The following is an 11,956-nucleotide window of genomic DNA, read 5'->3' on the forward strand; positions in this document are numbered from 1 at the left end:
GGTTATTTGCTAAGTGAGACGCTGTCGCCGGGCTGAGGCAGGGCGATGGCCAGCGGCTGACCGAGGCGGGTTTTACTTTCGGCTTCGAGGCTTTCGGCCAGCTTCACGCGATGAGGCGCGAACAGGTTGATAACCGTTGAACCCAATTTGAAGCGGCCCATTTCCTGGCCTTTCAGCAGCACCACCGCACCGTCATGTTCGGCAGAAGGATAGCGCCAGCGTTTGATCACCCCTTCGCGCGGTGGCGTAATGGTTCCCGCCCACACGGTTTCGATGCTGCCAACAATGGTGGCACCGACCAGGATTTGCACCATCGGGCCATGATCGGTATCGAAAACGCAGATCACGCGTTCATTACGTGCGAAGAGGTTGGGAATGTTGCGCGCGGTCAGCGGGTTCACCGAATAGAGATCGCCAGGCACGTAGATCATCTCGCGCAGGATGCCGTTACAGGGCATGTGCACGCGGTGATAATCGCGCGGGGCGAGGTAAGTGGTAACGAACTCACCGTCGTTAAACTGCGCCGCCAAATCGTCGTTACCCGCCAGCAGCGCCTGCAGGCTGTAGGTGTGGCCTTTGGCCTGGAAGATCTGATCGCCGGCAATGCGGCCCAGCTGGCTAATCGCGCCATCGGCTGGCAGCGCCAATAAAGTGGCATCAGGATCGATGGGACGCGCGCCCTCTTTTAACGGACGCACAAAGAAATCGTTGAAGGTGCGGTAGCTGCCGGTATGTGGCTTGCTGGCTTCTGCCATATCCACTTTGTAGTACCAGACAAAGATGTCGATGACCGCTTTGGTGAGCCAGCCACCACGACGGCTAGCGCCCCAACCGGCGAGCTCGGTGAGCCCTTTTTTAGGCAAAATATGATTCAGGCCGAGTTTAAAACGATCAAACACCGTTGCCTCCTGGCTTAATTACGTGTCGTTAACAAAAAGGGGGGCGGATTGTAGCAGCGCCCCAGCTCGTTGGCGAATGTGCCGTTGTACTCGTTAATCTGCGTCGGAGGAAAAGTTTTTACGCGTCTTTACCTGCGCCATACTCTCCAGAATTCGGTGGTAGTTATCGAAGCGGGAGATATCAATTTTGCCTTCTTCTACCGCTTCGCGAATCGCGCAGCCGGGATCGGTATCATGCTTACAGTCGCGGAAACGACAACTGCCGAGAAACTCACGGAATTCGACAAATCCGCGCGTCACTTGTTCCGGTTCCAGGTGCCATAAACCGAACTCGCGCACGCCCGGGGAGTCGATCACGTCGCCACCTGCCGGGAAGTGATAGAGGCGTGAAGCGGTGGTGGTGTGTTGTCCAAGACCGGAAACGTTCGAGACATCGTTGGTCAGAATTTCAGCCGCCACATCCAGGCCAAGCAGGTTATTCAACAGGCTGGATTTGCCCACGCCGGATTGACCAGCAAAGATGCTGACGCGACCGGTTAAGGCGCTTTCCAGCTCAACCAGGCCATCTTTGGCGTGGCTGGACACCATCAATACGCGATAACCAATGTTGCGATAGATCTCCATCTGTTCGTCGACAAACGCGCGACCTTCGGCATCCAGCAGATCGGTTTTATTGAGAACCAGCAGTGGCTCGACGCCAAGGGTTTCGCTGGCCACCAGATAGCGATCGATGATGTTAAGCGACAGCTCAGGCAGGATCGCCGAAACAATAATGATCTGATCGATGTTAGCGGCGATCGGTTTCACGCCGTCATAGAAGTCAGGGCGGGTTAGCACCGTTTTGCGATCGTGCACCGCTTCAACGATCCCTTTGCCGCCGCCAATGGCCACGCGCCACAACACACGATCGCCGGTGACCAGCGAGCGAATGGTGCGGCGGATGTTGCAGCGATGCACAACGCCTTCGCTATCTTCCACGTCTGCGTGCATGCCGAAACGGCTGATCACCACGCCATCAGCCGCTTCTCCAAACAGGCTATCATCCGGCTCCGGCTTATCGCTCCGTTGCTGCAGACGACGCTGATGGTTGGCGCTTACGCGACGTTGTTGACCTTTCGACAGTTTGTTTTTACTCACGCATCCTCTCACGGCTTTCGCCAGGCTTCGCCCTGCTGGGCAAAACGTCTATGATACACCTGAAATGAGTTTAATGACGACTTTGGCAACAGGCGGGAAACGCATGACAGCTGGAAATGAAAACAACCTGATTTGGATCGACCTCGAAATGACCGGATTAGATCCGGAGCGCGATCGCATTATTGAGATCGCCACCATCGTCACCGATGCCAACCTCAACATCCTGGCAGAAGGTCCGGTATTCGCGGTGCATCAATCTGACGATCAGCTCGCGCTGATGGATGACTGGAACGTTCGTACCCACACCAATAGCGGTTTAGTGGCGCGCGTGAAGGCCAGCCAGCACGACGATCGCGCTGCGGAGCTGGCCACCATCGAATTCCTGAAACAGTGGGTGCCGGCCAATACCTCGCCGATTTGCGGCAATAGCATTGGTCAGGATCGCCGCTTTCTGTTCAAGTACATGCCTGAGCTGGAAGCCTATTTCCACTATCGCTATCTTGACGTCAGCACGCTGAAAGAGCTGGCTCGCCGCTGGAAACCGGATATTTTGCCAGGCTTCAAAAAATCCGGCAGCCACCAGGCGCTGGATGATATTCGTGAGTCTGTCGCAGAGTTGGCTTACTACCGCGAACACTTCTTGCAGCTTTAATCGACGGTGGGTGCGCAGGAAATCATCAGGTTGTCGATTAAAGCAGCGATCGCGCGGAAAGCGCAAAATTTTGCTTTTAGACTCTTGCGACTGAAAGGATTTCTCGTATAATGCGCACCCCGTACCGGTGAAGAATTTCATACGGAACGGAGCAGTAACGAAATACAGAATCGAGCATGTTCATTTGATGCAAGGCGGCAACTGAACGAGTCACAGCGAGCTTACTTCAGTAAGTGACCTGTGCGAGTGAAGGCAGCTAACGCAGCAGCAAATAAACAGGCGAAGATTATGCGGGAATAGCTCAGTTGGTAGAGCACGACCTTGCCAAGGTCGGGGTCGCGAGTTCGAGTCTCGTTTCCCGCTCCAATTTCGTTTAGCAGTAAACCTCTAATGCGGGAATAGCTCAGTTGGTAGAGCACGACCTTGCCAAGGTCGGGGTCGCGAGTTCGAGTCTCGTTTCCCGCTCCAGAGTTTGTAGTAAACCATCCAAATCACGGATTTAGTCGTTAGCGTGGTTGTTGTGACAAAAATACGAAGAGTCAGAATCGCGTATTTTAGTTTGCAACAAGGCAGCAACTGAACGAATCCCTGGGAGCTTACATGAGTAAGTGACCTGGGTCAGTGAAGGCAGCCAACGCAGTAGCAGACTAAAATACGAAGATTATGCGGGAATAGCTCAGTTGGTAGAGCACGACCTTGCCAAGGTCGGGGTCGCGAGTTCGAGTCTCGTTTCCCGCTCCAGATTTTCATATTCACTAATGTTATTTGCCCTTAGGCGCAATCAGAATTAAAACAGCTGCAGATCTTTATCGATCTCATGTGACATGGTTTTTTTCTGGAAGTTTTACACGCCTTGCTTGCACTCATGATGCCTGAGTCTGTCGCGGTTACCTTACAGGTTATCCACAATGTGCCTGCATCGTGCTGACGGCGTTTTCCCCGATATACAAAACTGTTTTGAACAGAGTTATCCACAGGCTCTGGAATAACCCCTGCGCGCTAAACGTGACGCAATTATTTACAGAAATCCAACAAGCCCATGATTTATAATGATTTTTGGTTATTTCAGACTGTAATTTTACTCTTTAGACGAAATTACGATCTCCGTCACTATTCAGTTGGATAATTTTATTCACAGCATGTGGAAAAGAGTTTTATCCTGTGCGACTGCTCAATCACGCATCACGTGGCAGGCCTTTTTCGACGGCGCGCACCAGCCGCTGTTTCTTCGCTGGCTGCACTTCTACGGCCTGCGCCGCGCGTTTATGCAACTGCTGTGCCATCGCCCACTCAATGTGCTCATCAAGCAGCGGATGCTCGCCACTGCGTGATGCTAATGCCGCCATATTTTCCTCTGTCCACGGCGCATTGCCTAAAGCCACGGCAATGTTTCGCAACCAGCGTAAATGCCCAATACGTCGAATCGCTGAGCCTTCGGTAATGCGCAGGAACTTGGCTTCATCCCATTTGAACAGAGCGGTCAGCGGCGGCGCGTGTAGTACGGCGCGCGGGGAGAAATCATCTTCATCGGTCAGTTGGCCGTAGCGATTCCACGGGCAAATCAGCTGGCAATCGTCGCAACCATAAATTCGATTACCAATCAGCGGACGGAACTCTTCGGGAATTGCGCCTTCCAATTCGATGGTGAGATAGGAGATGCAGCGGCGCGCATCCACTACGTAAGGCTCGACGATAGCGGCAGTAGGGCAGATGGTGATGCAGGCGACACAGCGCCCACACTGCTCTTCCTGGGGCTGATCGACCGGCAGCGGCAGATCAATTAGCAGCTCGCCAAGGAAGAACCATGAGCCGGCTTCACGATTGAGAATCAGCGAATGTTTACCGGTCCAGCCCAGTCCCGCTTTAGCGGCAATCGGGCGTTCGAGAATGGGCGCGGAATCGACGAACGGACGAAAATTGAGTTCGCCGCAGTGCGCCTGAATCATTTCTCCGAGCTTTTTCAGTCGATTGCGTAATACTTTGTGATAGTCGCGACCAAGGGCATAGCGGCTAACATAGCCAAGCTGAGGATTTTTTAACGTGCTGGCAAAAGCGGCTTTGGCAGGAAGGTAGTTCATGCGCACGCTAATCACGCGCAGCGTGCCAGGCAGCAGTTCATGCGGACGCGCGCGCATCATGCCGTGGCGCGCCATCCAATCCATCTCGCCGTGATACTGCTTATCCAGCCACGCCTGCAGTTTGGGCTCTTCGGCGCTGAGATCGGTATCGCAAATACCAACCTGTTGGAAACCGAGTTCGCGTCCCCACTGTTTAATTTGTTGAGCGAGCTGCTGAAGATCGAGAGGGTATGACATGAGAAACCAGGCAATTGAAGCAAACGCGCGCAGTTTAACACACTCTGTCTGGCCTGCGCAGGCGATGGCACAACTGGAACGTGATGCTGCCGATAGCCTGGGCTTAACGCTGTTTGAGTTGATGCAACGCGCCGGACAGGCGAGCTATGAATTAGCTCGCCACCTCTGGCCGCAGGCGCAGCACTGGTTGGTTCTATGTGGGCACGGCAATAACGGCGGCGATGGTTATGTGGTGGCGCGATTAGCGCAGGCAGCAGGCGTAAATGTGACGCTGCTGGCGTGTGAAAGCAGCAAGGCTTTGCCGGAAGAGGCGCAGCAAGCGCAAGACGCATGGCTGGAGGCGGGCGGCGTGATCCATGCAGCGGATGCGTCCTGGCCACAGCAAGTTGATGTGATAGTCGATGCGCTGCTCGGCACCGGGCTCAATCGCGCGCCAGCCGCGCCCTACGATCGCTTAATCGACATGGCTAATTCGCACGCCGCGCCGGTGCTGGCGATTGATATTCCTTCTGGTCTGGTGGCGGCAAATGGCACGGCGCCGGGCGCGACCATCATCGCCGATCACACGCTTAGCATGATTGCCCTCAAACCCGGCCAGTTAACCGGCAAGGCGCGTGATTACGTGGGCATTTTGCATAATGATGAGTTGGGCTTGTCCTCCTTCCTGTGCACTGAACAGGCACCTGTTTCACGCTATGACGCCAATGATTTAGCGCGCTGGCTTAAACCGCGCCGCGCCACCTCACATAAAGGCGATCAGGGGCGTTTGTTAGTCGTCGGCGGCGATAGCGGCACGGCGGGCGCCATTCGCATGACCGGTGAAGCGGCTCTGCGCAGTGGCGCCGGGCTTGTACGTGTGCTCACGCATGAAGATAATATTGGCCCGATTCTCACCGCGCGGCCGGAATTAATGGTTGATGCGCTCAGTGATGAGCGTCTCGAACGGGCACTGGAGTGGGCCGATGTGATTGCCGTTGGACCGGGACTCGGCCAGCGCGATTGGGCTCAGAAGGCACTGAAAAAGATTGCAGCCAGTGAAAAGCCAATGCTTTGGGATGCGGATGCGCTTAACCTGCTGGCAATCAAGCAGGATAACCGTCAGAATCGCATCATTACGCCCCATCCTGGTGAAGCTGCGCGCTTGCTGGGGATGAAAACCAGTGAAATTGAAAGTGACCGCTTACATGCAGCGCATGCCTTGGTAAAACGCTACGGCGGCGTGGTGGTATTGAAAGGCGCGGGCACAATCATCGCCAGCGCGGCGGGTGAAGTTGCCATTGCCGATGTCGGCAATGCGGGCATGGCATCCGGCGGCATGGGCGATGTATTGAGCGGAATTATTGCGGCCCTGCTGGGCCAGAAATTGACACTATTTGAGGCAGCCTGCGCAGGCTGTGTCGCGCATGGGGCAACTGCCGATGCCATTGCGCGTCAGCGTGGTACGCGCGGCATGTTAGCCACTGATTTGTTCGAACTGCTGTGGCAGTTTGTTAATCCAGAGATGATCCAACAATAAAGCATGAAGAGCTGTGTTATCCCTTTGCCCGATGAGGCGGCAACCCTGAATCTGGGTGCGCAATTGGCGCGCGTCTGCAATAGCGCGCTGGTGATCTATCTTTATGGCGATCTGGGTGCCGGAAAAACCACCTTTAGTCGTGGCTTTCTGCAGGCGCTCGGCCATCAAGGTAACGTTAAAAGTCCAACTTACACCTTGGTTGAGCCCTACGAATTGGGTTCGCGCACGCTCTACCATTTCGATCTCTATCGTCTCGCCGATCCTGAAGAGCTGGAGTTTATGGGCATTCGTGACTATTTCACCGGCGATGCGCTATGTCTGGTGGAGTGGCCGCAACAGGGCACTGGCGTATTGCCTGAACCCGATTTAGCGCTGACGCTGCGCTACGTTGACGCGGCACGTGAAGCCGAAATAAGTGCAGTTTCCGCTATTGGCGAAGCGCTGTTACACCAATTCCAGCAAGGCAGGGATCAGGCATGATGTCACGGATGAAAATCATTGTACTGGGCTTGCTGTGCCTGTTTTCTGCCTCGGCGCTCTCTGCCACTTTGTCAGATATCAAAGTCGAGAATGGCGATAGCCAGGCTACCGTCACGCTGAGCTTTAATGGCCAGCCGGTGTATGGTTTTTTCCCGCTGCATAATCCCAATCGCGTGGTGCTGGATATTCGTCAAAGCGGCGCCATCAAAGGTTTGCCGTTGAATTTCAGCGGTGAAAACATTGTGCAGCGCATTCGTCACAGCCAGCCGAAGGATAAGCAGAGCCTACGTCTGGTGTTCGAACTGACGCAGGCCGCACAAACTCGCGCCAGCACGCAGCGTGATGGCAATAATTATCGCGTGGTGTTCACTATTCGCGGCACGCAGCCAGCGAAACGTACCACCGCCGCGGCGCCGGTCACAACGGCGCGTGAAAGCCAGAATCAGAGCCGCAGCCAGAGCAATCCCTTTAACGCCAATCAGGTTACCGCCGTCACCAGCAGCGATACCACCGTTCGTCCCGGCGGAGCGTTAAGCCGCAACGATGTGGTAATTGTGGCGATTGATGCCGGACACGGCGGCCAGGATCCGGGTGCATCCGGCCAGCACGGTTTGCACGAGAAAAACGTCACCATCTCAATTGCGCGGAAATTGAAGGCGCTAATGGATCGGGATCCGATGTTCAAGCCGGTTCTGACGCGTAATGGCGACTACTTCATCTCGGTAATGGGCCGTTCCGAGGTTGCGCGTAAAGAGAACGCCAACCTGTTGGTTTCGATTCACGCGGACGCCGCGCCAAACCACTCGGCCACGGGCGCATCGGTTTGGGTGCTGTCAAATCGTCGCGCCAATAACGAAATGGCTAACTGGCTGGAGCAAAAAGAGAAACAATCTGAGCTGCTGGGTGGCGCAGGCGATTTGCTGGCGAACAGCCAGGCCGATCCCTATCTCAGCCAGGCAGTGTTGGATCTGCAGTTTGGTCATTCACAGCGTGTAGGCTATGACGTTGCCGTCAAAGTCTTGCAGCAACTGCGCGGTATTACGCCGCTGCATAAACGTCTGCCGGAACATGCCAGCCTTGGCGTATTACGTTCCCCGGATATTCCTTCTTTACTGGTCGAAACCGGCTTTATCAGTAACGCCGCGGAGGAGCGGCTGCTTGGCAGCAGCGCGTATCAGGAGAAAATTGCTCAGTCGATTTATAAAGGCTTGCGCAATTATTTCCTCACGCATCCGCTGCAATCGATCCCAAAGGAGGAAAACCGGCCGCTGGACAGCGCACCAGCGGTTAGCGTCGCCAGCAACCCGGCGACCGGCACGGTGCAATATACCGGCGCGACGCAGCGTCATACCGTCACGCGTGGCGAAACGCTGTCAGGTATTGCGGCAAAATATGGCGTGAGCATGGCGACGTTACGTGAGATGAATAGTCTGAAGCGCGATGTGGTTTGGGTTGGTCAGCGCCTGAAGGTGCCAGCGAAATCTAGCGTCAGCGTTGCGGCCACGAGCCGTCCAACGCGCCATAAAGTGGTGCGCGGCGATTCGCTAACGGCCATTGCCGCACACTATGGCGTGAGCTCGAAAGCCATCATGCAGGCGAATAACATGAAGTCGAGCAATGTGATGCTGGGGCAAAACTTAAAAATTCCGCAATCCTGATTATTGGCTCCCTGTGAGCCAATCCGCAGAAGGATCACCACCATGCCAATACAGATTTTACCGCCGCAGCTGGCGAACCAAATTGCCGCAGGCGAAGTGGTTGAGCGCCCGGCGTCGGTCGTAAAAGAGCTGGTGGAAAACAGCCTCGACGCCGGTGCCACGCGCATTGATGTCGATATCGAGAAAGGCGGCGCTAAGCTTATCCGCATTCGCGATAACGGCTGTGGCATCGCTAAAGCTGAACTGGCGATGGCGCTGGCGCGGCATGCGACCAGTAAAATTGCATCACTTGACGACCTTGAAGCGATAATGAGCCTCGGTTTCCGTGGCGAAGCGCTCGCCAGTATCAGCTCCGTTTCGCGCTTAACCCTGACTTCGCGCACGGCCGATCAAACTGAAGCGTGGCAAGCCTATGCCGAAGGGCGCGATATGGATGTGACGGTGAAACCGGCTGCGCATCCGGTGGGCACCTCGCTGGAAGTGCTCGACCTGTTCTACAACACGCCCGCACGCCGCAAATTCATGCGCACCGAAAAGACCGAATTTACCCATATCGACGAGGTGATCCGTCGCATTGCGTTGGCCCGCTTTGATGTGGCGATTTCGCTGAGCCACAACGGCAAGCTGATGCGCCAGTATCGCGCGGTGAGTGAAGATGCGCAGCGGGAGCGGCGGCTAGGTGCGATTTGTGGCACCACATTTATGCAGCATGCGTTGCGTATTGAGTGGCAGCATGACGATTTAGCGCTGCGCGGTTGGGTCGCCGATCCAAACGGTTCGCGTCAGGTCACCGATCTGCAATATTGCTACGTCAACGGACGCATGATGCGTGACAAGCTGATCAATCACGCGATTCGCCAGGCGTATCAAACACAGCTTGGCGACGATCAGCAGCCGGCATATGTGCTCTATCTGGAGATCGATCCACATCAGGTGGATGTTAATGTGCACCCGGCTAAGCATGAGGTGCGTTTCCACCAGTCACGTTTGGTACACGACTTCATCTGGCAAGGCGTGATGAGTGCACTGCAAGCCAGCCGCGCCGCGGAATTACCCATTTCACATGCTGAAGAACCTGCACCCAAGTGGCAGCCAGAAAATCGTCAGGCGGCGGGAGCTAATCACTTTGCCCAGCCGGGCAACACGCCGCGCAGCGGTGGAGGTCCTGCTGCTGGCGCCAGTGCGAGTTGGCAAAGTAAGGAACCCAGTTACAGTGCGCGTGAAGGGGCGGCCTACAAGCAGTTGATCAAAACGCCAGTCGCCGAGATCGCGCGTGCTGCGCCCGTTCCTGCGCCGATACCCGCCAGGCAGCCTGAAGCGCGTGAAGCCCCGTTGGCTGCTCACGCACAAAGTTTCGGTCGCGTGTTAAGTGTGTTGCAGGAACGCTACGCGCTGCTGGAACGCGGTAATCAACTGCAACTATTATCGTTGGCGGTTGCCAGTCGCTGGCTAAAACAGGCCCAGCTGCAACCAGGGGAAGAGGGATTAAAACCGCAGCCGTTGCTGATCCCGGTTCGCCTGAAAATTGCTGCGCCGGAGCTGGCTGTTATTGATGCGCAAGCGACGCTGCTACGCTTAATGGGCATTGATTTACAACGAGAAGGGCAGCATGTGACGCTACGCGCGGTTCCTTTACCGTTACGAACACAAAATTTACAAATCTTGATTCCAGAACTGTTAGGCTACCTGGCCCGGCAGCAAGAGATTTCTGTATCCGCGTTGGCTCAATGGCTGGCGCGTCGAGATGATGCAGAAGACGCTCACTGGAATCACTCGCAGGCGATTGCACTGCTGGCAGAGCTGGAAAGGCTCTGTCCGCAACTGCTGAAGTCGCCGCCTTCAGGTCTGTTACAGACTATTGAGATTGAGAGCGCGATTAACGCGTTGAAGCATGAGTGAACTAAACCAGGCTAGCCGGCCAAAGGCAATTTTTTTGATGGGGCCTACCGCCTCCGGTAAGACGGCATTAGCGATTTCGCTGCGTCAGGAGCTTCCGGTGGAACTTATTAGCGTTGACTCTGCCTTAATCTATCGCGGGATGGATATTGGCACGGCGAAACCGTCGGCAGAAGAGTTAGCACTGGCGCCCCATCGTTTGCTGGACATTCGCGATCCTGCGGAAGCGTATTCCGCCGCAGAGTTTCGTCGCGATGCGTTGGCAGAAATGGCGGAAATCACCCGGAAGGGAAAGATTCCGTTGCTTGTTGGTGGAACCATGCTCTATTTCAAGGCTTTGCTTGAAGGATTGTCGCCGTTGCCCTCGGCCGATCCCGAGGTGCGTCAGCGGATAGAGCAAATGGCGGCGGAGAAAGGTTGGGAAGCCTTGCACCGCCAGCTGTGTGAAATCGATCCGGTCGCCGGTAGTCGTATTCATCCGAATGATCCGCAGAGACTTTCGCGAGCACTGGAAGTTTTTTTTATTTCGGGTAAAACTTTAACGGAACTGACAAAAACTTCCGGCGAAGCGTTACCCTACGACGTGTACCAGTTTGCTATCGCTCCTGCGAGTCGTGAGCTGATACATCAACGCATTGCGTTGCGTTACGACCAGATGCTAGCGTCAGGATTTGAAGCGGAGGCTCGTGCACTGTTTGCGCGAGGTGATTTGCATACGGACATGCCTTCCATTCGTTGTGTGGGTTATCGCCAGATGTGGTCTTATCTATCAGGTGAAATCGATTACGACGAAATGGTTTATCGGGGAATTTGCGCCACTCGGCAGCTCGCTAAACGCCAGATGACCTGGTTACGTGGCTGGCCTGAAGTACACTGGTTAAACAGTGATGAGCCAGAGTTAGCGCGTAATGCGGTGCTTAAGGTAGTTAGTGCGTAGCAGGGATGATTGTGTACAATTGGTTCGTTATCGTGCGCAAATTTTTACGCAGTTTTTCTGAACCACGGTTCTTAAAGCAACAAACAACAAGCATATAAGGAAAAGATAGAATGGCTAAGGGGCAATCTTTACAAGACCCGTTTTTGAACGCATTGCGTCGTGAACGTGTACCGGTTTCGATCTATTTGGTGAATGGTATTAAGCTGCAAGGGCAAATTGAATCCTTTGATCAGTTCGTCATTCTGTTAAAAAACACGGTTAGCCAGATGGTGTATAAGCACGCCATCTCTACAGTGGTTCCTTCTCGTCCAGTGTCGCACCATAGCAATAACGCGGGCGGCAGCGGTGGTAGCAGCAACTATCATCACAGCGGAAGCAGCCAAGGCGCTCAGTCGCAGCCACAACAAGACGGCGATAACGCAGAATAATTTTGCGCTGCCGTAAAGCCAGGGCTGGAGAACGAGAG

General features: G+C 54.9%; 10 protein-coding genes and 3 tRNA genes. 10 read left to right on the forward strand and 3 right to left on the reverse strand.

What is annotated here, in order from left to right:
- Nucleotides 1-2: 2 nt before the first annotated feature.
- Both asd and rsgA read right to left on the reverse strand, forming a co-directional pair.
- Nucleotides 3-899, reverse strand: a complete 897-nt coding sequence (gene asd / locus WFL93_RS18980; protein WP_007891996.1) for an archaetidylserine decarboxylase — start codon at nt 897-899, stop codon at nt 3-5.
- A 93-nt stretch (nt 900-992) separates the two neighbouring features.
- A complete protein-coding gene (gene rsgA, locus WFL93_RS18985) occupies nt 993-2,036 on the reverse strand; it encodes a small ribosomal subunit biogenesis GTPase RsgA (RefSeq protein ID WP_007891997.1) in 1,044 nt (347 codons plus the stop codon).
- Between the two features lie 103 nt (nt 2,037-2,139).
- Here rsgA and orn point away from each other — a divergent pair, with 103 nt between their 5' ends.
- The 4 genes from orn to WFL93_RS19005 all read left to right on the forward strand — a co-directional run bounded on the left by orn (nt 2,140) and on the right by WFL93_RS19005 (nt 3,429).
- On the forward strand, nt 2,140-2,688 hold the full coding sequence (orn, locus tag WFL93_RS18990) for an oligoribonuclease (protein WP_049851240.1): 549 nt from the start codon (nt 2,140-2,142) through the stop codon (nt 2,686-2,688).
- A gap of 290 nt (nt 2,689-2,978) precedes the next feature.
- A tRNA-Gly gene (locus tag WFL93_RS18995) sits at nt 2,979-3,054 on the forward strand.
- Between the two features lie 26 nt (nt 3,055-3,080).
- Nucleotides 3,081-3,156: transfer RNA gene (locus WFL93_RS19000), tRNA-Gly, on the forward strand.
- A 197-nt stretch (nt 3,157-3,353) separates the two neighbouring features.
- A tRNA-Gly gene (locus WFL93_RS19005) sits at nt 3,354-3,429 on the forward strand.
- 434 nt (nt 3,430-3,863) lie between these two features.
- Here WFL93_RS19005 and queG read toward each other — a convergent pair.
- Complete coding sequence (gene queG, locus WFL93_RS19010; RefSeq protein WP_336778793.1) at nt 3,864-5,003, reverse strand: tRNA epoxyqueuosine(34) reductase QueG; 1,140 nt, start codon at nt 5,001-5,003, stop codon at nt 3,864-3,866.
- Here queG and nnr point away from each other — a divergent pair.
- The 6 genes from nnr (at nt 5,002) to hfq (ending at nt 11,918) form a co-directional block, all read left to right on the forward strand.
- Nucleotides 5,002-6,519, forward strand: coding sequence for a bifunctional ADP-dependent NAD(P)H-hydrate dehydratase/NAD(P)H-hydrate epimerase (gene nnr, locus WFL93_RS19015; RefSeq protein WP_336778794.1), 1,518 nt, complete (start codon nt 5,002-5,004; stop codon nt 6,517-6,519). The genes queG and nnr overlap by 2 nt on opposite strands.
- Nucleotides 6,520-6,522: 3 nt before the next feature.
- Entirely contained in the window at nt 6,523-6,999 is a 477-nt protein-coding gene (gene tsaE, locus WFL93_RS19020; RefSeq protein ID WP_007892003.1) for a tRNA (adenosine(37)-N6)-threonylcarbamoyltransferase complex ATPase subunit type 1 TsaE, read from the forward strand.
- Nucleotides 6,996-8,657 carry an N-acetylmuramoyl-L-alanine amidase AmiB gene (gene amiB / locus WFL93_RS19025; protein WP_336778795.1) on the forward strand — a complete coding sequence of 554 codons (1,662 nt, stop codon included), beginning with the start codon at nt 6,996-6,998 and terminating at the stop codon, nt 8,655-8,657. Before tsaE ends, amiB begins: the two co-directional genes overlap by 4 nt.
- A gap of 42 nt (nt 8,658-8,699) precedes the next feature.
- Nucleotides 8,700-10,556: a DNA mismatch repair endonuclease MutL gene (gene mutL / locus WFL93_RS19030; RefSeq protein WP_336778796.1), complete on the forward strand. Its 1,857-nt coding sequence runs from the start codon at nt 8,700-8,702 to the stop codon at nt 10,554-10,556.
- Nucleotides 10,549-11,490 carry a tRNA (adenosine(37)-N6)-dimethylallyltransferase MiaA gene (gene miaA / locus WFL93_RS19035; protein WP_036621940.1) on the forward strand — a complete coding sequence of 314 codons (942 nt, stop codon included), beginning with the start codon at nt 10,549-10,551 and terminating at the stop codon, nt 11,488-11,490. The genes mutL and miaA overlap by 8 nt, the downstream gene beginning before the upstream one ends.
- 110 nt (nt 11,491-11,600) lie before the next feature.
- The gene (hfq, locus tag WFL93_RS19040) at nt 11,601-11,918 is read left to right on the forward strand and encodes an RNA chaperone Hfq (RefSeq protein ID WP_007892010.1); all 318 of its coding nucleotides are present in this window, start codon (nt 11,601-11,603) and stop codon (nt 11,916-11,918) included.
- The last annotated feature ends 38 nt before the right edge of the window (nt 11,919-11,956 follow it).

It is taken from the genome of Pantoea sp. USHLN256 (assembly GCF_037149875.1).
In the GTDB taxonomy this organism is placed as follows: Bacteria; Pseudomonadota; Gammaproteobacteria; order Enterobacterales; family Enterobacteriaceae; genus Pantoea; species Pantoea nemavictus.

Bases quoted from the DNA above. Each gene is read 5' to 3' on its own strand.
- orn (WP_049851240.1), top strand. From the start codon at position 2,140: ATGACAGCTGGAAATGAAAACAACCTGATTTGGATCGACCTCGAAATG.
- nnr (WP_336778794.1), top strand. From the start codon at position 5,002: ATGAGAAACCAGGCAATTGAAGCAAACGCGCGCAGTTTAACACACTCT.
- queG (WP_336778793.1), bottom strand. From the start codon at position 5,003: ATGTCATACCCTCTCGATCTTCAGCAGCTCGCTCAACAAATTAAACAG.
- tsaE (WP_007892003.1), top strand. From the start codon at position 6,523: ATGAAGAGCTGTGTTATCCCTTTGCCCGATGAGGCGGCAACCCTGAAT.
- amiB (WP_336778795.1), top strand. From the start codon at position 6,996: ATGATGTCACGGATGAAAATCATTGTACTGGGCTTGCTGTGCCTGTTT.
- mutL (WP_336778796.1), top strand. From the start codon at position 8,700: ATGCCAATACAGATTTTACCGCCGCAGCTGGCGAACCAAATTGCCGCA.
- miaA (WP_036621940.1), top strand. From the start codon at position 10,549: ATGAGTGAACTAAACCAGGCTAGCCGGCCAAAGGCAATTTTTTTGATG.
- hfq (WP_007892010.1), top strand. From the start codon at position 11,601: ATGGCTAAGGGGCAATCTTTACAAGACCCGTTTTTGAACGCATTGCGT.